The following is a 21,618-nucleotide window of genomic DNA, read 5'->3' on the forward strand; positions in this document are numbered from 1 at the left end:
CGTTCTGGGCGATCAGGCCGGCGGCAGCTTGGCCAGTTGCTCGCTCATCTTGTCGCGGGTGGCGCTGAAGTTGGCCACGCGCTCGCGCTCCTGCGCGACCACGGCCTCGGGCGCGCGCGCGACGAAGCTTTCGCTGGACAGCTTGCCGTTGGCCTTGGCGATCTCGCCTTCGAGGCGCGCGATCTCCTTTTTGAGGCGTTCGCGTTCGGCGGCGACGTCGATCTCGACCTTCAGCATCAGCTTGGTGGTGCCGACGATGGCGACCGCGGCCGGCGATTCCGGCAGCGCGTCGACGATCTGCACCTCGGACAGCTTGCCCAGCAGCTGCACGTAGGGCGCGAAGGCCTGGGCGGCGGCGCGGTCAAGCTCGCTCGCCGGCTCGACGATCAGCGGCACGCGCACCGACGGCGCCAGCTTCATTTCGCCGCGCAGGTTGCGGGTCGCGTCCGTGACCTTCTTGAACTGCTCCATCCAGGCTTCGGCGCCTTCATCGATCATGGTTTCATCGGCGATCGGATAGGGCTGCAGCATGATCGAGTCACGGTTCTCGCCCTGGCCCTTGCCGGCCAGCGGCGCCACCGCCTGCCACAGCGCCTCGGTCACGAACGGGATGATCGGGTGCGCCAGGCGCAGCACGACTTCCAGCACGCGCAGCAGCGTGTGGCGGGTGGCGCGCTGCTGGGCTTCGCTGCCCTGCTGGACCTGCACCTTGGCCAGTTCCAGGTACCAGTCGCAGTACTCGTCCCAGACGAACTTGTAGATCGCGTTGGCGATGTTGTCGAAGCGGTAGTCGGCAAAGCCCTTGGCCACTTCCAGCTCGACGCGGTTGAGCAGCGAGATGATCCAGCGGTCGGCCTGCGAGTAATCGGCCGGGTCGGGCTTGTCGGATGGCCGCACCCCGCAGTCTTTCCCTTCGGTGTTCATCAGCACGAAGCGGGTCGCGTTCCACAGCTTGTTGCAGAAGTTGCGGTAGCCTTCGGCGCGGCCGAGGTCGAAGTTGATGTTGCGGCCCAGCGAGGCGTAGCTGGCCATCGTGAAGCGCACGGCATCGGTGCCGAAGGCCGGAATACCCTCCGGGAATTCCTTGCGCGTCGCCTTGGCGATCTTCTCGGCCGAGCGCGGATCCATCAGGCCGGTGGTGCGTTTGGCTACCAGCGACTCGAGGTCGATGCCGTCGATCAGGTCGATCGGGTCGAGCGTGTTGCCCTTCGACTTGGACATCTTCTGGCCGGACGAGTCGCGCACCAGGCCGTGCACGTACACGGTCTTGAACGGCACCTTGTTCGTGAAGTGCGCGGTCATCATGACCATGCGCGCGACCCAGAAGAAGATGATGTCGAAGCCGGTCACCAGCACCGACGACGGCAGGAACAGGTCCAGGTCCTTCGTCTGCTCGGGCCAGCCGAGCGTCGAGAAGGGCACCAGGGCGGACGAGAACCAGGTATCGAGCACGTCGTCGTCGCGGCGGATGTCGCCGGCGATGCCTTGCTCCTTGGCCTTGGCCTGGGCTTCTTCCTCAGTGCGCGCGACCACGATTTCGCCATTCGGGCCGTACCAGGCCGGAATGCGGTGGCCCCACCACAGCTGGCGCGAAATGCACCAGTCCTGGATGTTGCCCAGCCACTGGTTGTAGGTGGTGCTCCAGTTTTCGGGCACGAACTGGATCTCGCCGCTCGCGACCTTTTCCAGGGCGACTTCGGTGATCGACTTGCCCGGATTGAAGGTGCCTTCCGGCGCCGGCTTGCTCATCGCGACGAACCACTGGTCGGTCAGCATCGGCTCGATGACGACGCCGGTGCGGTCGCCGCGCGGCACCATCAGCTTGTGCGGTTTCACTTGCTCGAGCAGGCCCTGCGCTTCCAGGTCGGCGACGATCTGCTTGCGTGCGGCAAAGCGGTCCAGGCCGCGGTAGGCCGCCGGCGCGTCGTCGACGATCTTGGCCTCGAGCGTCATGATCGACAGCAGCGGCAGGTTGTGGCGCTGGCCGACCGCATAGTCGTTGAAGTCGTGCGCCGGCGTGATCTTCACGCAGCCGGTGCCGAAGGCCTTGTCCACGTATTCGTCGGCGATGACCGGGATCTCGCGGCCGACCAGAGGCAGTTTCAGCATCTTGCCGACCAGGGCCGTGTAGCGCTCGTCGGTCGGGTCGACCGCGACCGCGACGTCGCCCAGCATGGTTTCCGGACGCGTGGTCGCGACCGTCAGGTGGCCGCTGCCGTCGGCCAGCGGGTACTGGATGTACCACATCGAGCCGTCTTCTTCCTGCGAATCGACTTCGAGGTCGGACACGGCGGTGCCCAGCACCGGGTCCCAGTTGACCAGGCGCTTGCCGCGGTAGATCAGGCCCTGCTCGTACAGGCGCACGAACACTTCGGACACGGTCTTGGAACGCGGCTCGTCCATCGTGAAGTATTCGCGCTGCCAGTCGGCCGAGGCGCCCAGGCGGCGCATCTGGCCGGTGATGGTGTCGCCCGACTTTTCCTTCCACTCCCAGACTTTCTCGACGAAGGCTTCGCGGCCGAGGTCGTGGCGCGAGATCTTTTGCGCGTCCAGCTGGCGCTCGACCACGATCTGGGTCGCGATGCCGGCGTGGTCGGTACCCGGAATCCAGGCGGTGTTGAAGCCACGCATGCGGTAGTAGCGGGTCAGGCCATCCATGACGGTCTGGTTGAAGGCATGGCCCATGTGCAGGGTGCCCGTCACGTTCGGCGGCGGCAGCTGGATGCTGAACGACGGTTTGTCGGCGTCCATGGTGGCGGCGAAGTAACCGCGCTGTTCCCACTCGCTGCGCCAGAATTGTTCGATGTCGGCTGGCTCGAAAGACTTGGCTAATTCCATGATGTGGCTTATCGGGATATATATGCGAAAACGACCATTATAGATGACGGCGCAATTGAAAAGGGCGCTTGCCGCGCCCTTTCGCCATGCCGGTCAGACGGCGTGGAAGCTTACTTGCCGCAGCCCAGCGACTTGATGCGGTCGTAGGCGGCCTTCGCCTGCACCAGGCCGTAACCGTAGTGGATGTCGCGGCCGGCAGCGCCGAGCTCGAGTGCGCTGTTGTCCAGCGAGGTGCGGATCTGCGCGCCGGTGCAGGTCGGGAAGTAGCTCCACACCAGGGCGGCCACGGCCGACACGTGCGGCGTCGCCATCGAGGTGCCGTCGAAGTAGGCATAGTTCGACGCCTTCACCGCCACCGTGGCGCTGCTGCCGAGCTGGGTCTTCATCGCGGCGCCATCAAGGTCCGAAGCGGTCACCGACGGGATGCTGGTGGCGACGCCGTTGAGCGTGCCGCTGTAGGCGCCGGCGACGTTGTTGTACACGACCGCGCCGACGCCGCCGCTGCTCTGGCAATTCTGCACCTTGGTCGCGAAGTCCACGGTGCCGCGCTGGATCAGGCAGACCTTGCCCGAAACTGCCGTGTTGACCTTGTCGCCGATGCCGAAGTCGGCCAGCGGCGCGGTCGCCGTCTTGACCGGCGAGCCATCCATCGCCGACGAGGCGTAGTTGGACGCGCCGACCGAGAGGGCGGTGTCGATGCCGGCGCCCATCGGGACCGTGGACAGCACCGACACGCCCGGGCCGGCGATCTCGACGTCGCTGTTGTACTGCGAGAAGCTGGCGAAGGCCTTGTTCTCGTCGACCGCCGCGACCGACATCACGCTGGCGTAACCGGCCGGGTAGGAGGTGGTGGCGTTGCCGTCGTTGCCGGCCGCGGCGATGCTGAGCACGCCCTTGGTCTGCAGGCTGTCGAAGGCCTTCTGCTCGGTCATGCTCTTGGCCCCGCCGCCCAGCGACATGGTGATGACGTTGGCGCCGGCCGCGCCGCACTTGTTGGCGGCGTTGGCCAGCGTCGACGAATAGGTCCAGGCGCCGTCGGTGCCGAACACCTTCACCACATGGATCTTGAGCTGCTTGTTCGGGTTCACGCCGACCACGCCCAGGCCATTGTTGACGCCGGCGATCGTGCCGAACACGTGGGTGCCATGGTGGGTCTCGTCGGTGTACCACCAGCCGGTGCCCGCGTCGTATTCGCCGGTGACGTTGCCGCCGTTGTCCTTCAGGTCTTCGTGGCTGAAGTCGACGCCGGAGTCGATGATGCAGATCTTGCGGTTGGCGGCGTTCGCATCCGCCAGCTGGTCGGCCTGGACCAGCTTGATGCCGTAGGGGACCTGCTGGCCGCTGGTGTACGGCACGCCGGTCGAGGGGGTGGTGAGCGAGAACGGCTTGCGGATTACGTCCTCTTCGATGTACTCGACGTTCGGGTTGTTGGCCAAGCCCTTGAGCGCCACGCTCGGCACTTCGATGGCCATGGCGTCCATGTTGAAGATTTCCTGCTTGACCGCGCCGCGGGCGGCGGCGACGGCCGACTTGAGCGCGGCCTTGGCGCCCGGCTTGAAGGCGACGATCACACGGGTGGTGTCGGGTGCGGCGGCTGCCGCCGGGACCGCGAAGGCCGTGGCGATCGCCGCGACACACAGGCCGAGAGCGGGAAGGACAGGGAAGGCGCGCGTGGATTGCTGATTCATCGGTGTTTTCTCCGTATAAAGCTTGTCGTTATAGCCACGAGCTATGCCCGTGTGCTGTTGCTTGCTGCTTTAAGAACCGAACGTCGTGCTGTAGCCGCGGTTTGCAAATACCTGGGCAGCATGGATGAGTTTATGTGTGACATTTGTATGTATGCAAATGATTTCCAATCGTGCGCGCCAGACTGTTGTTGTTGCACTCAGGACATAGATATATTGACGCGTCAGCTCTACAGCATGCTATATTTGTATCAGCCGAATAGGGTGAGGTGACGATTGACACGGCGCCCGGTTCGCGACCTACTCACACTACATAACGATAATCATGAGTGCGCCTACGGCTTCCCGCCGCCTCATCCTTCTGGTCGACGACGACGCCCTCCTGCTCGACTACCTGTCCACCGTCCTGCGCCACGCGGGCTATGAAACGATCATGGCGGCGTCGGCGCCCGAAGCCTTGCAGCGCGTGGCCGAACCGGATACCGACATTGCCCTGGCCCTGCTCGACATCAACATGCCCGGCATGTCCGGCCTCGACCTGGCGCGCCGGCTGAAGGACCACACCGAGGTGCCCTTCATGTTCCTGTCCTCGGTCGACGATGCGGAGACCGCGCGCCAGGCCGCCAGCCACGGCGCGGTCGGCTTCGTGGTCAAGCCGGTCGACGCCACGCGCCTGCTGCCGGCCTTCGAATCGGCGCTGGCGCGTGCCGATGAGATCCGCAAGCTGCGCCACACCGAAGCCAACCTGAACGCCGCGCTGGCCGCGGGCCGCGAGACCAGCCTGGCCGTCGGCCTGTTGATGACGCGTTTCCAGACCGACCGCAACACCGCCTTCGAGGTGCTGCGCGACCACGCCCGCTCGAGCCGGCGCAAGATCAACGAATTGGCCGAGCAATTGGTCGAGGCCGAGGAATTGCTCAACGGCCTGCACGGCGCCTTTGTTTCGCGCTTGCGGCGCTGACGGCCGCTGCCTGGCTAAGATTCCGCACGAAAACGGCGGCTCGGCCACGCGTCTTTCCTGCGCTTGGTATCATGACAAATTCATCGGCACGCCATGGCTGTGCTGAATTTCATTATTACCAACGTTAAGTTCAGGAAGGACGACATGAAAACCAGAGCAGCGATTGCATGGCAGGCGGGAAAACCGCTGACGATCGAAGAGGTCGAGCTCGAAGGCCCGAAGGCGGGCGAGGTGCTGGTCGAGGTCAAGGCGACCGGTATCTGCCACACCGACTACTACACGCTGTCGGGCGCCGATCCGGAAGGCATCTTCCCGTCCATCCTCGGCCATGAAGGCGCGGGCGTGGTGGTCGATGTCGGCCCGGGCGTGACCAGCCTGCGCAAGGATGACCATGTGATTCCGCTGTACACGCCGGAATGCCGCCAGTGCAAGTTCTGCCTGTCGCAGAAGACCAACCTGTGCCAGGCCATCCGCTCGACCCAGGGCCGCGGCCTGATGCCGGATGCGACTTCGCGCTTTTCGCTGGACGGCAAGCCGATCTACCACTACATGGGCACCTCGACTTTCTCGAACTACATCGTGGTTCCGGAAATCGCGCTGGCCAAGGTGCGCTCGGACGCACCGTTCGACAAGATCTGCTACATCGGCTGCGGCGTCACCACCGGCATCGGCGCGGTGATCTTCACGGCGAAAGTGGAGGCGGGCGCCAACGTGGTCGTGTTCGGCCTGGGCGGCATCGGCCTGAACGTGATCCAGGCGGCCAGGATGGTCGGCGCCGACAAGATCATCGGCGTGGACATCAACCCGGGGCGCGAAGAGATGGCGCGCAAGTTCGGCATGACCCACTTCGTCAATCCGAAGGAAGTCGGCAACGTGGTCGACGCCATCGTCCAGCTGACCGACGGCGGCGCCGATTACTCGTTCGAGTGCATCGGCAACACCACCACCATGCGCCAGGCGCTCGAGTGCTGCCATAAAGGCTGGGGCCAGTCGATCATCATCGGCGTGGCGGAAGCCGGCGCGGAAATCTCGACCCGTCCGTTCCAGCTGGTCACCGGCCGCGAGTGGAAAGGTTCGGCCTTCGGCGGCGCGCGCGGCCGCACCGACGTGCCGCGCATCGTCGACTGGTACATGGAGAACAAGATCAACATCGACGACCTGATCACGCACCATTTGTCGCTCGACCAGATCAACGAAGGTTTCGACCTGATGAAGAAGGGCGAATCGATTCGCTCGGTGGTCGTCTACTGATCCAGGACTGAAGCGACGGCGCGTTCCGCCGCTGCCGCCTTCCGGGCCGCCCGCCGGCCCGGTTCCGTTTTCACTCCCACCCTCTTTGCCTGCGCGCACCCAGCGCATCCAGCGCACCCAGCGCAGCCGCAGCACGCCGGTCCCCGCAACAGCGACACCAGCTTGCTTCTGCATACTTTCCGTGTATTTATTGAAATATTGTTAGAAATTGTGACGATTCCAGCAGGGTTCATGCATAAGGCATATAATTTCAAACTAGCAACCCAGCCCATTCCCTGCGGCGAGTTGCGACTACACGTAGTTTCAACATTTTGCATTGGATTAAACATGTTTAAGAAAATCGCTGCTGCTGCAGCCCTGACCCTGCTGGCTTCCTCCGCTTTCGCTGCGCCGACCGGCTTCTACGGCGCCGTCGACCTGGGCTCGACCCGTGCCGACACCCTGGACCTGAACAGCAGCAAGGTCAGCTACGGCGCCCTGCTGGGTTACGGCCTGAACGAGAATATCGGCTTCGAACTGGGCTACCGTCGCCTGGGCGAGTGGGATGACGCCTACGGCAATGGCCGTGACGCCAGCATCAACCAGACCCACCTGTCGGTGATCGCTTCGGTGCCCCTGAAAGACCAGTTCAGCCTGTTCGGCCGCATCGGCTACAGCAAGCTGAACGGCGCACCGGAAAGCAACAGCGGCGCGCTGTACGGCGTCGGCGTCGGCTACGACTTCAGCCCGGTCCTGTTCGGCCGCGTCGAAGTGCAGAAGCCGACCAACTACGCCAACAACATCGGCATCACCGTCGGCTATAAGTTCTAATTGCCGGCTGGCTTGACGCCAGCGATCCAAAAGCGCGCATGGCTGTCAAGCCTGCGCGCTTTTTTTATTGGTTTTTGCCGCCTGTTCCGCCATTCGCGCAGTCTGTCGCAGTGCGTTGGCCGCATCGCAAGCGCGCCTCTATCGTTGCCTTCATTGAACCCAGCCCATGGAGGAAACGATGTCCCGATTCGAACACAAGACGCTGCGCCGGCTGCCGGCCATCCTGGCCCTTGGCTTTGCCTTGACCGCCGCGGCGGCAAGCGCAACCTGGGCGCACGAGGATGGGCATGCCGACCAGCCGTACGCGCTGGTGCGCGCGGGCGTGACGGGTATGACCGGCAGCGGCGACAGGGGCGACTGGTTCGCCGTCAAGCAGGCGAAGGCGCGCATCAAGGGCGACTTCCTCTGGTTCCGCGAGAATGGCCGCGCCTGGGTGATCCGGGACCCGGACACGCTGGCCAAGGCGCGCGCCGCCTGGGCCGACGTCGACCGCCTCGGCGACCAGATGAACGTTTGTGGCCGCGACATGGACCAGCAGGGCAAGGCGATGGGCGCGCTCGGCATGGAAATGGGCCGCGCCGGCGCCGCCATGAAGCCGGACGAAGCGAAGATGCATGCGATCGAGCGCCAGATGGATGCGCTGGGCCGGCGGATGGGCGAGCTGGGCCGGCAGATGGGACCGGCCGACGATGGCGAACGTGTACGCCTGGACGCCGAGATGGCGACACTGAGTGTCCGGATGGGCCAGCTCGGCGGCCAGATGGGCGCCGCCGCCCAGCCCGTGCATGGGCGCCAGGCGCAGATGCAGATGAAGGAAATCGGCCTGCGGATGGAGAATGCGAAGGGGCCGATGGAAGCGCTGGGCCGCAAGATGGATGCGCTCGGCAAGGACATCGACCGCGCCAGCCACGCCGCCGACCAGACCGTGCACGCGCTGATCCGCGACGCCAGGGCACGTGGGCTGGCGCAGCCGGCGCCGTAAAACCGAGCCGTTATCGTTCTCGCCGTTTCACGGTGGCCGGCGAATTGAATCCGCCGGCCATTTTCTCGTACGCATAAAAAACAAGCGTTGTTCAATACAGACAATCCCTTGGCGATCTATTTTCGTGATTGTATAATTTCCCTATGGAAATGTTTATCTTCATTTCCAATAAATAAGACCACTGAGAGAATCTGGAAACATGATGATGAAAAAGATCTTCGCCGCCGTTGCATTGAGCCTGCTTGCTTCTTCCGCGTTTGCCACGCCGCCGGGTTATTACGGCGGCCTGGACGTCGGCTCGACCAAACTCGACGGCATGGACGGTAGCAAGACCGGCTACGGCGGCTTCCTGGGTTATGGCTTCAACCGCTTCCTTGCGATCGAGCTGGGCTACCGCCAGCTGGGCAAAGGGGACCTCTACGGCGTCGATATCACTGCCAAGCAGACGCACGTATCGGTGATCGGCTCCTATCCGCTGGCGCCGCAGTTCGACGTGTACGGCCGCCTTGGCTATAACGATGTGCGCGCCGAAGCGTCGTATGGCGGCACCACCTACAGCGCCAGCGACAGTGGCGGCATGTACGGCGTCGGCCTGAACTACGATTTCACCCCGGCCGTGTCGGGCCGCGTCGAAGTCCAGAAACCAACCAGCGATTCGACCTATTACAACGTCGGCGTGGTTTTCAAGTTCTGATCGAATTCAGCCGGGTGATCTGATCGCCTAAAAAGAAGCGCTTGTTCCGTGAGGAGCAGGCGCTTTTTGTTTGGTTTCACTCGAAAGCCAAGTGCGGCATTTGCAAAAATCCGATCAGCCGGCGCTTGTCGAATATTAATCCGGCGTAAATCCGTGATAATCCGCGCATATTCATGAATTAAGCCTTTGCGCACATAATCAAATAAAAAGGTTTTAAAACACGAAAGCAGGGCATGTTTCAGCACACGGCTTGCCCGTCAATAAACATTGTCGGGTTTGCAGTTGTATGGCAGCATGACGCCCCAAGCCATCATCACCAGGAATTCCTCGCATGCGCACCTTCGTTCGCCTTGCCCAGCCCGCCGTTCTCGCCGCCCTGGCCAGCATCGGCGCCTTCGCTTATGCCCAGACCTCGGCCCCGACGCCAGCCTCGACGTCAGCGTCAAGCCAGGCATCGACGCCGGCCTTGAGCGCCGCGCCGACCGCCAGCCCGGAACGCCCGGCCACCTCCTTTCCCTACACCCCGGGCCTGGACGTCAAGTCGATGGACCGCAACGCCGATCCCTGCGTCGACTTTTACCAGTACGCCTGCGGCGGCTGGATGAAGAACAACCCGATCCCGGCCGACCAGGCACGCTGGTCGGTGTACAGCAAGCTGGCCCAGGACAACCAGCGCTTCCTGTGGGGCATCCTGGAAGACCTCGCAAAGCGCCAGGATGGCCGCAACGCCAACCAGCAAAAGATCGGCGATTATTTTGACGCCTGCATGGACGAGAAGGCGATCGAGGCCCGCGGCAGCGCGCCGCTCAAGCCGTACTTCGACCAGATCGCGGCCTTGCGTTCGAACAAGGATTTGCCGCGCGTGCTGGCGCGCCTGCACCTGGCGCTGTCGGATCCGGGCCTGTTCTTCGGCTTCGGGGCCAGCCAGGACTTCGGCGACTCATCGCGCGTGATCGCGTTCGCGACCGCGGGCGGCCTTGGCCTGCCCGACCGCGATTCCTACCTCAAGCAGGACGCCAAATCGAAAGAGGTCCGCGCCAAGTACCTGATCCACATCGCCAACACGTTCGAATTGCTGGGCGACGCGCCGGCGCAAGCGAAGCAGGAAGCCGCGCGCGTGATGGCGATCGAGACCGAGCTGGCCAAGGCCTCGCTGTCGCGGGTCGACAAGCGCGATCCCTATAAACTGTTCCACAAGGTCGATGCCAAGGGCTTGCAGGGGCTGACCCCCGGCTTCGACTGGCATGCTTACCTGGATGAGCTCGGCCAGGGCAAGCAGACCACCTTCAACGTCACCGAACCCGGCTTCTTCAAGGCACTGGGCAAGATGTGGGCAAGCAATGACGTCGAGGGCACCCGGACGTATCTGCGCTGGCAGGTGGCGCGCAATATGTCGCCGGTGCTGGCGTCGAATTTCGACCGCGAGCATTTCGATTTCTTCAGCAAGACGCTGCGCGGCGTGCAGCAGCAACCGCCGCGCTGGAAGCGTTGCGTGGCGCTGGTCGACCATCAATTGGGCGAAGCGCTGGGACAGGAATTCGTCAGCCGCGCGTTCTCGCCGCAGCTGAAGGAAAAGACGCTGCACATGACGCGCCAGATCGAGACCGCGATGAAGAAAGACATCGATTCGCTCGACTGGATGAGCCCGGAAACGAAGAAGCGCGCCCAGGAAAAGCTGGCCGCCATCGTCAACAAGATCGGCTACCCGGACAAATGGCGCGACTACGGCAGCTACGTCGTCAAAGCCGGCGACTTTGCCGGCAACGTCGAGCGCGGCCACCAGTTCGAAGAGCATCGCCAGCTGGCCAAGATCGGCAAGCCGCTGGACCGCACGGAGTGGGGCATGACGCCGCCGACGGTGAACGCCTACTTCGATCCGCAGATGAACGACATCAACTTCCCGGCCGGCGTCCTGCAGCCGCCGCTGTACGATCCGAAGATGGACGACGCGCCCAACTACGGCAACACCGGCGGCACCATCGGCCACGAGCTGACCCACGCGTTCGACGACGAAGGCCGCCAGTTCGATGCCCAGGGCAACCTGAAGGACTGGTGGACCAAGGAGGATGCCAAGGCGTATGAAGAACGCGCCCAGTGCGTCGTCGACCAGTACGCGCAGTACACGGTGGTGGACGACATCAAGATCAATTCCAAGCTGACCGAAGGCGAAGACATCGCCGACCTGGGCGGCCTGATCCTGGGCTGGATGGCGTGGCAGGAAGAGATGGCGTCGCTGCCGCAGAAGGCCCAGCCGCAGGGCGAGAAGCTGCGCGACGGCTTGACCCCGGAACAGCGCTTTTTCGTGGGCAACGCGCAGTGGGCGTGCGAAAACGACCGTCCGGAAAACCAGCGCGTGACGGCCATGACCGATCCGCACTCGCCGGGACGCTTCCGCGTCAACGGCCTGCTGGTCAACATGCCGCAGTTCCAGCAGGCCTTCCAGTGCAAGGCGGGGCAGCCGATGGTGAAGGAGAAGCACTGCCGCGTGTGGTAACCTGAGCCGCGCTGGATGGCACGGCGCGCCATACGTCGTGCCGTGCCCTGTGAAGGAGAGAGTGGATGAAGCGATGGACAAGCATCCTGGTCGCGCTGCCGATGTGCTGGAGCACGGGCGCGCGCGCGGACGTGACGTACGACTTCATTCGCTATGCCTGCGTGCCCGAGAACGGCATGCTCGACGTCGAGTACCGCGGCCTGCACGATTCGGTTGCCGGCGCCCTTTGGGACAAGCCGACCGAAACGCCGAAAGCCTTGCAGCGGCAAGGTTTTTACCGTGCGCGTGGCTTCCAGGCGACCTGCACGATCGGGCAGGCGACCTATATGATCAAGGCTTCCCAGGATGAACCGTCGGAAAAGATGTGCGGCGGCGTGCCTGACATCTATCTCGAGGTCACCCGCAATGGTCGACCTTTCTTTCATGACGTGATGTTCGGTGATGATCATTGCGGCAACCGACCGTCGCTCCAGCGTTTCACGATCGGCGAAATCACGCCGTCATGGCGCGACGGTCCCGAAGCGCAGGCCTGCTACTCGAGTGGAAGCGACGATGCCGCCGTGCCCGGGATGTCTTCCCCGCAGATCTGCCAATGGACCTTTGGCGATGCCGATTTCGCTAAACGCTTTCCGGTTGGTAAAGACACGATCGTGAAACTGTTTACGCGACCGCAGAAATGAAACAAGCCCGCTGAGCGCGGGCCGGGTGACCGTCGGGAATCCATCCGCCTGGGATGGCGACGTTCAGCGCCGTGCGCCCTGGTCGCTCATCTGCGCCTGCAGGTGCACCATATTCGCTTCGAATGCCTGCATTTCCAGGCCGATCGGCGTCATGTCGATGGCGGCGTGCTGGAGTTGCGGGAAAAACTGCTTTTCCTCTTCGTCGATGTGGGCCAGGACCGAGTCGAGCATTTCGTCGACCAGCGGCGCCGCGGCCGGATCGTCCATCGACATGCCTTGCAGCGTGGCGAGGATATCGTCCACCGCGAGGTGTTCTTCCTCGAAATGGGCGATCAGGTTCGGCTCGACCCGGCGCACGCCTGGATAGAACACGGATTCTTCGAGACGCGAGTGCATGTTGATGGCCTGCACCAGCTGGATCGCGGCCTGTTTCTTGACTTCCGCGCTGTCGCTATTACGGTACTTGTCGGCCAGCTTGCGCACCAGGTCGTGGTCGCGCAGCAGAGCCAGGACGGGATTATCGACCGGGAACGCTTCGTGCGAAACCTGGCGGATGGGATCGTCGTTGATTGCCATGGCTACTCTCCTAAAAGAACCCAATGCTACATCCTGCAAGCATCCAGGCTCGTTCGTTTAGGCGGGGCAAGTGTATGTTTTAAAACACGAAAACGCCGCGCGACGGCGGCGTCATGCGCGCGACCGACACAGTATCGTGCGGGCCCCGTTCCTAGTGCTGGGAAACGCTGCCGCGCCAGGCGCCGCTTTCCTTGCCGCGCGACTCCAGCATGTCCTTGAACTTGCGCAGGTTGGCGCGCGCTTCCAGGCGCACGGCGCCGAGGGCGTCGCCGATGGACTCCAGCGCGCCTTCCGGCTGGTAATCCATTTGCAGCGTCACGCGCGTGACCTTGTCGGCGATTTTGTGGAAAGTCACCACGCCGCCGTTCGGCACGCCCGAGGTGCTGCGCCAGGCGATGCGCTCGTCCGGAATCTGCTCGGTGATCTCGGCGTCCCACTCCTTTTCCTTGCCGGCCACGTTGGCCTTCCAATGCAGGTGGCGGTCGTCGAGCTGGCGGATCTCGTGGACGCTGCCCATGAATTGCGGGAATTCCTCGAACTGGGTGAACTGGTTGTAGGCGGTGCGGACCGGTACGTTGACCTCGACGGTTTCGATGATCGAGGAGTCCATGCCGGACGCCTTGTTGCGCTTGAGCTGCTTGGAAAGCATGATGCCGCCCACTGCCAGCGCGGCGACTGTGACTACACGGTTGAGCATTTGTTGCCTCCTGTACGCTTATGCATTCGCTACATGGTAATAAATGCCTATCCGCATCGAAAATGCGGCGGACAGGCGCTAACACGACGACTTCGGCTGTCAACTTAACCCGATTCGCATGCGGGAAGCGCACGCATAGCGCGGCGTCCGTCAACGGGTGGCGATCCCTTCCAAATCCCTTTCGATGCACTGCGCTGCGCGAAGTTCGCACCTTGCGCAGCCGTTTACGGGGTGATGGCATCCTGTCAAAGGCAGGCGATTTTCCAGCCGGACGGCGTGCGCAGCCTGTTGTATTACTGTATATTTAATCAGTAGATGTGCCTGGACCGCGCCGCCGCCGGGCCGGCCCGACGTTATAATTGCCCGCATGAATCTCCTCGACAATCTGAATCCCGAACAATTGGCAGCCGTGACGCTGCCGTCCCAGAGCGCCCTCATCCTGGCAGGCGCCGGTTCGGGCAAGACCCGGGTGCTGACCACCCGCATCGCCTGGCTGATCCAGACCGGGCAGGTATCGCCGGCCGGCATCATGGCCGTGACCTTCACCAACAAAGCCGCGAAGGAGATGCTGACCCGTCTGTCGGCCATGCTGCCGGTTAACACGCGCGGCATGTGGATCGGCACCTTCCACGGCCTGTGCAACCGCCTGCTGCGCACCCACCACCGCGACGCCGCCTTGCCCCAAACCTTCCAGATCCTGGACTCGGCCGACCAGCTGTCGATGATCAAGCGCATGCTCAAGGCGCTCAACGTCGACGACGAGAAGTACCCGGCCAAGGACCTGATGTACTTCATCAACAACGCCAAGGACCGCGGCCAGCGCGCCGGCCAGCTCGACGCCTATGATCCGATCGAGCGCCGCATGGTCGAGCTGTACGACCTGTACGACCAGCAATGCCAGCGCGAAGGCGTGGTCGACTTCGCCGAGCTGCTGCTGCGCGCCTACGAGCTGCTGCAGCGTAACCAGCCGCTGCGCCATCATTACCAGATGCGCTTCCGCCACATCCTGGTCGACGAGTTCCAGGACACCAACGACCTGCAGTACAACCTGCTGAAAGCGCTGGCCGGGCAGGGCGAGCAGCGCGGCGGCGCCATCTTCGCGGTCGGCGACGACGACCAGAGCATCTACGCCTTCCGCGGCGCCAACGTCGGCAACATGCAGGCCTTCGAACGCGAGTTCGAGGTCAAGAACCTGATCAAGCTGGAGCAGAACTACCGCTCGCACGGCCACATCCTCGACAGCGCCAACCACCTGATCGCCAACAACGCCAAGCGCCTGGGCAAGAACCTGCGCACCGACGCGGGACAAGGCGAGCCGGTGCGGATTTACGAAGCCTCGTCCGACCTGGAAGAGGCGCAGTGGATCATCGACGAGGCCAAGGGCCTGATGGCCGAAGGCGTGTCGCGCAGCGAGATCGCGATCCTGTACCGCTCCAACGCCCAGAGCCGGGTGATCGAGCACGCGCTGTTCGCGGCCGGCCTGCCGTACACCGTCTACGGCGGCCTGCGCTACTTCCAGCGCGCCGAGGTCAAGCATGCGATCGCCTACCTGCAGCTGATGGACAACCCGAACAACGATTCGGCCTTCCTGCGCGTGGTCAATTTCCCGACCCGCGGCATCGGCGCGCGCTCGATCGAGCAGCTGCAGATGGCGGCCGAAAGCTACCGCGTGTCGCTCTACCAGGCCGTGCCGCACATGACCGGCAAGGCCGGCTCGTCGCTGGGCAATTTCGTCAAGCTGATCGAGAGCATGCGCTTCGAGACCCAGCAGCTGCCACTGCCGGAGATGGTGCGCGTGGTGCTCGAGCGCAGCACGCTGCTCACGCATTACGAAAAGGAAAAAGAAGGCCAGGAACGCATCGAGAACTTGCAGCAGATGGTCGGCGCCGCCGGCCAGTTCCTGCAGGAAGAAGGGTTCGGCTCGCACAGCCCGGCCCACCTCGGGCCGCAGGCGCAGATGTCGAGCAGCGAAGCCATCCTGCTCAACGAGGGCGGCCTCGAGATCATCGATGCCGACATCCCGCTGAACACGATCATGTCGCCGCTGTCGGCCTTCCTCTCGCACGCCACGCTGGAAGCCGGCGACGCCCAGGCCCAGGCCGGCCAGGAAGCGCTGCAGCTGATGACGGTGCACTCGGCCAAGGGCCTGGAATTCGATGCGGTGTTCATCACCGGCATGGAAGAAGGGCTGTTCCCGCACGAGAGCAGCGCGCGCGAGCTCGACGGTGTCGACGAGGAGCGGCGCCTGATGTACGTGGCGATCACGCGCGCGCGCCGGCGCCTGTACATGAGCTTCACCCAGCAGCGCATGCTGCACGGCCAGACGCGCTACAACATGAAGTCGCGCTTCTTCGACGAATTGCCGGAAGACTCATTGAAGTGGCTGACCCCGCGCGTGCAGACCAACTGGTTCGGCAACCGCAAGTCGAGCACGGCCTGGGATGACGCCAACTTCCGCGAAGGCGGCACCGACAACCAGATTGCGCGCAAGCTCACGCAAAAGTCGAGCGACGACCGCGGCACCGGCTGGCGCATCGGCGAGAGCGTGTCGCATGCGCGCTTCGGCGAGGGCGTGATCGTCAACATCGAGGGTGGGGCCGGCAGTGCGCGCGCCCAGATCAACTTCGGCGCGGCCGGCATGAAAGTGCTCGACCTGTCGGTGGCCAAGCTGGAGCGGGTGGGGCGTTGATCCTTGCGGTCGGGCGGCCGCGCTGGCAAAATCAGGCCGGCTGCGCCGCCCCATCGGCCGGCTTGCCGAAGATGGTGCGGTAGCCGGCGTACAGCGCGCATTGGAGCAGCAGCATGAACAGGAACACCAGCCACACGGCCACGACCCGGCCGATGGCGGCGTCGCCGAACAGCAGCAGCACGGCCATCACCAGCGCCATCAGGATGCCGAACCAGGCCAGCAGCAATACCAGGAACACGCGCGCCGAACGCACCACGGCAAAGAAGCTGTAGAACAGCGCCTTGCCGGTCGTCATGCGTTTCCAGAGGGCCAGCGGCGCCGCAAAATACAGCGTGACCATCATCACCACGTTCAGCAGGCCGATCAGCAGGAACACCAGCACTTCCATCGAGAGCGACTCGGCCGCCTTCGGATCGGCCTGGCGCGCGGCGATCTTCTGGAAGAATTCCGGCCCCATCGACAGCGCGACGACGCCCATCTCGATCAGTCCCAGGCCGACGTAGATCAGTCCGATCTTGCACAGCGCCGCCAGCGCCGGCTGGCGAAAGCCGGTCAGCAGCACCGCCGGGGTGACCCGGTTGCCATTCTCGATCATCAGGCAAGCCTGCATATAGGCGATCGACAGCGACGGGATCAGGATCGTGCTGAGCAGCGGGCCCAGCAGCGGCACGATGGACAGGAAAACGCTGACCAGGATATTGGCGAACAGCAGCGTGGTCAGGGCGGCCGGCTGCTTGCGGAACAGGCCGATGCCTTGTTTCAGCCAGGCCCAGCCGGTACTTGCGGGAAGTGAGCTCATGCGGTCAAGCCGGGTGCGGGGGTAGCGATGCGTTGGCGCAGGACGCGTTCGAAGTGGGTCGGATCGTGCGGCGTCAGCATCTCGGCGGCGCGCGGCCGATGGAAATCGTACAGGCGCGACACCCAGAAACGCAGGGCGGCCGCGCGCAGCATCGCCGGCCAGGCGTCGCGCTCGGCCTGGGTGAAGGGACGGGCGGCGTCGTAGGCGCGCGTGAGCGCCTGCGCGCGCGCGACGTCGAGCCGGCCGCTGTCCAGGTCGATGCACCAGTCGTTGACGGTGACGGCGATGTCGAACAGCCAGGTGTCCCAGCCGGCAAAGTAAAAGTCGAAGCAACCGCTCAGCTTGTCGCCGACGAACATCACGTTATTGCGGAACAGGTCGGCGTGCACCGGGCCGCGCGCCAGCTGGGCGTAGACCGGGCCGGCGGCGAACTCTTTTTGGTAAGCCAGTTCGGATTGGAGCAGGGCGCCGGTGGCCGGATCCAGGTGCGGCACGATCCTGGGTACCGTCTCGATCCACCAGTCCAGGCCGCGCAGATTCGGTTGCTGCAAGGTGAAGTCGCGCCCGGCCAGGTGCATTTTCGCCAGCATCGCACCCACTTCGGCGCAGTGCACCGGCTGCGGGTCCATCTGCGAGGCGCCATCGAGCTTGCTCACCACGACGGCCGGCTTGCCGTGCAGGGCGACGACCAATTCGCCGGCGTCGTTGGCGACCGGATCGGGCACCGGGACGCCACGCGCGGCCAGGTGGCGCATCAGCTGGATGTAGAACGGCAACTGTTCGAAGCTCAGGTTCTCGAAGATCGTGAGAACGAACTCGCCGCGTTCCGTGGTCAGGAAGAAGTTACTGTTTTCGATGCCGCTCGCAATGCCTTTGAGGGCGAGGGCTCTGCCAAGAGGAAACTGCTTGATCCACTGGGACAGGTCGCCCAGTGTGACCGAGGTGAAAACTGCCATTGTGTCAGTCGGGTAGGTCTTTAAAATGCCCTGCTTACTTCCGGTCGGACGTGTTGGACGGCAGCGGCGGGGGCGGGGGCGGCACATCGGCCGCCGGGGCGTTGGTGCCGCTGTCGCTGGTGCCGTGGCGCTTGCCCGACAGGTCGAAGGTGCCGACCGTCCAGGTGGCGCCGCGGACCTGGTTGCCGGTGACGCTGCCCGGGACCGCGTTGCCCGGCAGGTTGTTCGGCTGCATGGTGTAGTGGCTGCCGCCGGCGGTCACGTCGACGCCGGTGACCTGGCCGCCGTTATCGCGGTGCTCGTCGATCTGGGTGCCGCGCCGGGTCGGGATGTTGGTAGCCGGCGTGTCGCTGCCCGGTTCCACGCTTTGCACATTGGCCGGCGGCCGCTGGTTTTGCGTCGGCTGCGCCGTGGATTGCTGCTGGGCCAGGGCCGGGCCGGCCAGCAAGACCGCGAGCAGCGGCGTGGATAGTGTCCAGCGGGAAAGAGAGCGTGGCATGGTAGGCACCTTTGTCGTTTAGTCCATTGTAACAAACAGTGCCCACCATCTGTGAAAAGCCAATGAAAAGAACGGATGGCGTCCCCATATTGTCCCTGTTCCCGGCATTTCCCGACCAACTTCAGCGCCATTTCATCGCTTCCGATTCTGCGATAATGGCGCACGCTTTCAATTCGAATTCCACAATGGACAATACCCTCCTTCTCGTCGACGGTTCCAGCTATCTGTATCGCGCCTATCACGCGCTGCCCGACCTGCGCAGCCCGGACGGTTATCCGACCGGCGCGATGCACGGCATGGTCAACATGCTGCGGCGCCTGCGCAACGACTTCCCGGCCGCCTACATCGCCTGCGTGTTCGACGCCAAGGGCAAAACCTTCCGCGACGACCTGTATCCCGAGTACAAGGCGACGCGCGCGTCGATGCCGGAAGACCTGGGCAAGCAGATCGAACCGATCCACGAGGTGGTGCGCCACATGGGCTGGCCGATCCTGATGGTCGAGGGCGTCGAGGCCGACGACGTGATCGGCACGCTGGCGGCGCAAGCCACGGCGCGCGGCATGAACACGGTGGTCTCGACCGGCGACAAGGACCTGGCGCAGCTGGTCAACGACAAGGTCATGCTGATCAATACGATGAGCAACGAGAAGCTCGACGAAGCCGGCGTGGCCGCCAAGTTCGGCGTGCCGCCGAACCGCATCATCGATTACCTGACCCTGATCGGCGACACCGTCGACAACGTTCCCGGCGTGAACAAGTGCGGTCCGAAGACGGCGGTCAAGTGGCTGGCCCTGCACGGCTCGCTGGACGGCGTGATCGAGAACGCCCATACGATCGGCGGCGCGGTTGGCGCCAACCTGCAGGCGGCCCTGGAATGGCTGCCCAAGGGCCGCGAACTGATCACCGTCAAGACCGACTGCGACCTGACCGGCCACATGGTGTCGATCGAGGAAAGCCTGGTCGGCCGCCAGGAAGACAAGGACGCGCTGCGCGACTTCTTCCAGCGCTTCGGCTTCAAGAGCCTGCTGCGCGACCTGGGCCACGGCAACGGCAGCGGCAGCGGCAACGCCGGCAAATACGCCTCGCCAGGCGCGCCGGCCCTGAATTCGCCGGAGGGCGCGCTGGCCGGCGAGAACGCCACCCAGCCCGGCATGCCGATCATCAAGGGCGAGTACGAGACCGTCACCACGGCCGAGCAGCTGGAACGCTGGATGGCGCTGATCGACGCCGCGCCTTTGACCGCGGTCGACACCGAAACGACATCGCTCGACCCGCTCAACGCCGAGATGGTCGGCATCTCGCTGTCGGTCGAGGCGGGCAAGGGCTGCTACATCCCGCTGGCGCACCGCTACGCCGGCGTGACCGAGCAACTGAATCGCGAAGAGGTGCTGGAAAAGCTGCGCCCCTGGCTGGAAAGCCCGGACAAGCCGAAACTCGGCCAGAACCTGAAGTACGACATGCACATTTTCGAGAACCACGGCGTCAAGCTGCGCGGCATCGCGCACGACACGCTGCTGCAGTCGTACGTGTTCGAATCGCACAAGCCGCACGACATGGACACGATGGCGCTGCGCCACCTCGGCTACACGACGATTCCGTTCGTCGACGTGTGCGGCAAGGGCGCCAGCCAGATCACGTTCGACCAGGTCGAGCTGTCGCGCGCGACCGAGTACGCGGCCGAAGACGCCGACATCACGCTGCGCCTGCACCACACGATGATCGGCCACGTCGAAAGCGACAAGGGCCTGGACACCATCTACCGCAAGATCGAGCTGCCGACCCAGGTCGTGCTGCAGAAGATCGAGCGCAACGGCGTGCTGATCGACTCGGACAAGCTGGCCGCGCAGTCGAACGAACTGGCCGTGCGCATCCTCGAGCTCGAGCAGCAGGCCTACGAGATGGCCGGCGGCCCGTTCAACCTCGGCTCGCCCAAGCAGATCGGCGAGATTTTCTTCGGCAAGCTGCAGCTCCCGGTGATCAAGAAGACCGCGACCGGCGCGCCCTCGACCGACGAGGAAGTGCTGCAAAAGCTGGCCGAGGACTATCCGCTGCCCAAAGTCCTGCTCGAGCACCGCGGTCTGTCGAAGCTGAAGTCGACCTACACCGACAAGCTGCCGAAGATGGTCAACCCCAACACAGGCCGGGTGCACACCAACTATGCGCAGGCGGTGGCGATCACCGGGCGCCTGGCGTCGAGCGACCCGAACCTGCAGAACATCCCGGTGCGCACCGGCGAGGGCCGGCGCATCCGCGAAGCCTTCGTGGCGGCGCCGGGCAACGTGATCGTGTCGGCCGACTATTCGCAGATCGAGCTGCGCATCATGGCCCACATTTCCGGCGACGAGGCGATGCTGCGCGCCTTCGGGGCCGGCGAGGACATCCACCGCGCCACCGCGGCCGAGGTGTTCGGCGTGCCGCCGGAAGAGGTGCAGAGCGAGCAGCGCCGCTACGCCAAGGTCATCAACTTCGGCCTGATCTACGGCATGAGCGCCTTCGGCCTGGCCGCCAACCTGGGCATCGAGCGCGGCGCCGCCAGCAACTACATCGAGCGCTATTTCGCCCGCTTCGCCGGAGTGAAACGGTACATGGACGAGACCCGCTTGCGCGCCAAGGAGCGCGGCTACGTCGAAACCGTGTTCGGCCGCCGCCTGTGGCTGCCGGAGATCAATTCGCCCAACGGCCCGCGCCGCGCCGGCGCCGAACGCGCGGCGATCAACGCGCCGATGCAAGGCACGGCGGCCGACCTGATCAAGCTGGCGATGATCGCGGTACAGGACTGGATCGAGACCGAGAAGCTGGGCACGCGCATGGTGATGCAGGTGCACGACGAACTGGTGCTCGAAGTGCCGGAAGGCGAGCTGGAACTGGTCAAGCACAAGCTGCCCGAGCTGATGGCCGGCGTGGCCACGCTCAAAGTGCCGCTGCTGGCCGAGACCGGGGTGGGGCCGAACTGGGAATCGGCGCACTAAGCCCTTGCATCAACACGAAACGGCCCGGGCCAGCGATG

17 protein-coding genes are annotated in these 21,618 nt (G+C 64.2%); 9 read left to right on the forward strand and 8 right to left on the reverse strand.

Annotation, left to right across the window (positions count from 1 at the left end):
* Positions 1 to 12 precede the first annotated feature (12 nt).
* Both FA90_RS22710 and FA90_RS22715 read right to left on the reverse strand, forming a co-directional pair.
* Positions 13 to 2,838 carry a valine--tRNA ligase gene (locus FA90_RS22710; RefSeq protein WP_036172784.1) on the reverse strand — a complete coding sequence of 942 codons (2,826 nt, stop codon included), beginning with the start codon at positions 2,836 to 2,838 and terminating at the stop codon, positions 13 to 15.
* A gap of 110 nt (positions 2,839 to 2,948) precedes the next feature.
* The gene (locus FA90_RS22715) at positions 2,949 to 4,526 is read right to left on the reverse strand and encodes a S8 family serine peptidase (protein ID WP_036172786.1); all 1,578 of its coding nucleotides are present in this window, start codon (positions 4,524 to 4,526) and stop codon (positions 2,949 to 2,951) included.
* Positions 4,527 to 4,848: 322 nt separating this feature from the next.
* Between FA90_RS22715 and FA90_RS22720 the strand changes: the two genes are divergently transcribed.
* From FA90_RS22720 to FA90_RS22740, 5 genes are all read left to right on the forward strand, one after another.
* Positions 4,849 to 5,484 (forward strand): ANTAR domain-containing response regulator, encoded by a 636-nt coding sequence (locus FA90_RS22720; RefSeq protein ID WP_036172789.1) that lies wholly within the window; start codon positions 4,849 to 4,851, stop codon positions 5,482 to 5,484.
* A 144-nt stretch (positions 5,485 to 5,628) separates the two neighbouring features.
* Entirely contained in the window at positions 5,629 to 6,735 is a 1,107-nt protein-coding gene (locus FA90_RS22725; RefSeq protein ID WP_036176786.1) for an S-(hydroxymethyl)glutathione dehydrogenase/class III alcohol dehydrogenase, read from the forward strand.
* A gap of 327 nt (positions 6,736 to 7,062) precedes the next feature.
* Entirely contained in the window at positions 7,063 to 7,545 is a 483-nt protein-coding gene (locus FA90_RS22730; RefSeq protein ID WP_036172792.1) for an outer membrane beta-barrel protein, read from the forward strand.
* 178 nt (positions 7,546 to 7,723) lie between these two features.
* Positions 7,724 to 8,527, forward strand: coding sequence for a hypothetical protein (locus tag FA90_RS22735; RefSeq protein ID WP_156116807.1), 804 nt, complete (start codon positions 7,724 to 7,726; stop codon positions 8,525 to 8,527).
* A 199-nt stretch (positions 8,528 to 8,726) separates the two neighbouring features.
* Positions 8,727 to 9,221 (forward strand): outer membrane beta-barrel protein, encoded by a 495-nt coding sequence (locus FA90_RS22740; protein WP_036172797.1) that lies wholly within the window; start codon positions 8,727 to 8,729, stop codon positions 9,219 to 9,221.
* Here FA90_RS22740 and FA90_RS26680 read toward each other — a convergent pair.
* Positions 9,191 to 9,466, reverse strand: coding sequence for a hypothetical protein (locus FA90_RS26680; protein WP_156116808.1), 276 nt, complete (start codon positions 9,464 to 9,466; stop codon positions 9,191 to 9,193). The two genes, FA90_RS22740 and FA90_RS26680, sit on opposite strands and share 31 nt — an antisense overlap.
* Positions 9,467 to 9,552: 86 nt before the next feature.
* Between FA90_RS26680 and FA90_RS22745 the strand changes: the two genes are divergently transcribed.
* Together FA90_RS22745 and FA90_RS22750 are read left to right on the forward strand one after the other, a co-directional pair.
* Positions 9,553 to 11,715 (forward strand): M13 family metallopeptidase, encoded by a 2,163-nt coding sequence (locus FA90_RS22745; RefSeq protein ID WP_081933998.1) that lies wholly within the window; start codon positions 9,553 to 9,555, stop codon positions 11,713 to 11,715.
* A 65-nt stretch (positions 11,716 to 11,780) separates the two neighbouring features.
* Positions 11,781 to 12,395, forward strand: a complete 615-nt coding sequence (locus FA90_RS22750; protein WP_156116809.1) for a hypothetical protein — start codon at positions 11,781 to 11,783, stop codon at positions 12,393 to 12,395.
* 63 nt (positions 12,396 to 12,458) lie between these two features.
* Here FA90_RS22750 and FA90_RS22755 read toward each other — a convergent pair whose 3' ends face one another.
* Positions 12,459 to 12,971, reverse strand: a complete 513-nt coding sequence (locus tag FA90_RS22755; RefSeq protein WP_036172804.1) for a hemerythrin domain-containing protein — start codon at positions 12,969 to 12,971, stop codon at positions 12,459 to 12,461.
* Between the two features lie 151 nt (positions 12,972 to 13,122).
* Complete coding sequence (locus FA90_RS22760) at positions 13,123 to 13,668, reverse strand: SRPBCC family protein (RefSeq protein WP_036172807.1); 546 nt, start codon at positions 13,666 to 13,668, stop codon at positions 13,123 to 13,125.
* Between the two features lie 367 nt (positions 13,669 to 14,035).
* Between FA90_RS22760 and FA90_RS22765 the strand changes: the two genes are divergently transcribed.
* Positions 14,036 to 16,357, forward strand: coding sequence for a UvrD-helicase domain-containing protein (locus FA90_RS22765; RefSeq protein ID WP_036172810.1), 2,322 nt, complete (start codon positions 14,036 to 14,038; stop codon positions 16,355 to 16,357).
* A 31-nt stretch (positions 16,358 to 16,388) separates the two neighbouring features.
* On the opposite strand, the gene FA90_RS22770 is transcribed toward FA90_RS22765, so the two are convergent.
* The 3 genes from FA90_RS22770 to FA90_RS22780 are packed head-to-tail and all read right to left on the reverse strand — an operon-like array spanning position 16,389 to position 18,611.
* The gene (locus tag FA90_RS22770) at positions 16,389 to 17,156 is read right to left on the reverse strand and encodes a BPSS1780 family membrane protein (RefSeq protein WP_036172813.1); all 768 of its coding nucleotides are present in this window, start codon (positions 17,154 to 17,156) and stop codon (positions 16,389 to 16,391) included.
* Positions 17,153 to 18,112 carry a homoserine kinase gene (locus tag FA90_RS22775; protein ID WP_036172816.1) on the reverse strand — a complete coding sequence of 320 codons (960 nt, stop codon included), beginning with the start codon at positions 18,110 to 18,112 and terminating at the stop codon, positions 17,153 to 17,155. Before FA90_RS22775 ends, FA90_RS22770 begins: the two co-directional genes overlap by 4 nt.
* A 34-nt stretch (positions 18,113 to 18,146) precedes the next feature.
* The gene (locus FA90_RS22780) at positions 18,147 to 18,611 is read right to left on the reverse strand and encodes a hypothetical protein (protein WP_036172819.1); all 465 of its coding nucleotides are present in this window, start codon (positions 18,609 to 18,611) and stop codon (positions 18,147 to 18,149) included.
* Between the two features lie 185 nt (positions 18,612 to 18,796).
* Here FA90_RS22780 and polA point away from each other — a divergent pair, with 185 nt between their 5' ends.
* Positions 18,797 to 21,580: a DNA polymerase I gene (polA, locus tag FA90_RS22785; RefSeq protein WP_051972019.1), complete on the forward strand. Its 2,784-nt coding sequence runs from the start codon at positions 18,797 to 18,799 to the stop codon at positions 21,578 to 21,580.
* The last annotated feature ends 38 nt before the right edge of the window (positions 21,581 to 21,618 follow it).

The sequence above is a fragment of the Massilia sp. 9096 genome, assembly GCF_000745265.1.
GTDB lineage: Bacteria > Pseudomonadota > Gammaproteobacteria > Burkholderiales > Burkholderiaceae_D > Telluria.

What these genes read in the sequence shown, in the direction of transcription:
- FA90_RS22710 (WP_036172784.1), bottom strand. Translation starts at nt 2,838, where the DNA reads ATGGAATTAGCCAAGTCTTTCGAGCCAGCCGACATCGAACAATTCTGG.
- FA90_RS22715 (WP_036172786.1), bottom strand. Translation starts at nt 4,526, where the DNA reads ATGAATCAGCAATCCACGCGCGCCTTCCCTGTCCTTCCCGCTCTCGGC.
- FA90_RS22720 (WP_036172789.1), top strand. Translation starts at nt 4,849, where the DNA reads ATGAGTGCGCCTACGGCTTCCCGCCGCCTCATCCTTCTGGTCGACGAC.
- FA90_RS22725 (WP_036176786.1), top strand. Translation starts at nt 5,629, where the DNA reads ATGAAAACCAGAGCAGCGATTGCATGGCAGGCGGGAAAACCGCTGACG.
- FA90_RS22730 (WP_036172792.1), top strand. Translation starts at nt 7,063, where the DNA reads ATGTTTAAGAAAATCGCTGCTGCTGCAGCCCTGACCCTGCTGGCTTCC.
- FA90_RS22735 (WP_156116807.1), top strand. Translation starts at nt 7,724, where the DNA reads ATGTCCCGATTCGAACACAAGACGCTGCGCCGGCTGCCGGCCATCCTG.
- FA90_RS22740 (WP_036172797.1), top strand. Translation starts at nt 8,727, where the DNA reads ATGATGATGAAAAAGATCTTCGCCGCCGTTGCATTGAGCCTGCTTGCT.
- FA90_RS22745 (WP_081933998.1), top strand. Translation starts at nt 9,553, where the DNA reads ATGCGCACCTTCGTTCGCCTTGCCCAGCCCGCCGTTCTCGCCGCCCTG.
- FA90_RS22750 (WP_156116809.1), top strand. Translation starts at nt 11,781, where the DNA reads ATGAAGCGATGGACAAGCATCCTGGTCGCGCTGCCGATGTGCTGGAGC.
- FA90_RS22755 (WP_036172804.1), bottom strand. Translation starts at nt 12,971, where the DNA reads ATGGCAATCAACGACGATCCCATCCGCCAGGTTTCGCACGAAGCGTTC.
- FA90_RS22760 (WP_036172807.1), bottom strand. Translation starts at nt 13,668, where the DNA reads ATGCTCAACCGTGTAGTCACAGTCGCCGCGCTGGCAGTGGGCGGCATC.
- FA90_RS22765 (WP_036172810.1), top strand. Translation starts at nt 14,036, where the DNA reads ATGAATCTCCTCGACAATCTGAATCCCGAACAATTGGCAGCCGTGACG.
- FA90_RS22770 (WP_036172813.1), bottom strand. Translation starts at nt 17,156, where the DNA reads ATGAGCTCACTTCCCGCAAGTACCGGCTGGGCCTGGCTGAAACAAGGC.
- FA90_RS22775 (WP_036172816.1), bottom strand. Translation starts at nt 18,112, where the DNA reads ATGGCAGTTTTCACCTCGGTCACACTGGGCGACCTGTCCCAGTGGATC.
- FA90_RS22780 (WP_036172819.1), bottom strand. Translation starts at nt 18,611, where the DNA reads ATGCCACGCTCTCTTTCCCGCTGGACACTATCCACGCCGCTGCTCGCG.
- polA (WP_051972019.1), top strand. Translation starts at nt 18,797, where the DNA reads ATGGACAATACCCTCCTTCTCGTCGACGGTTCCAGCTATCTGTATCGC.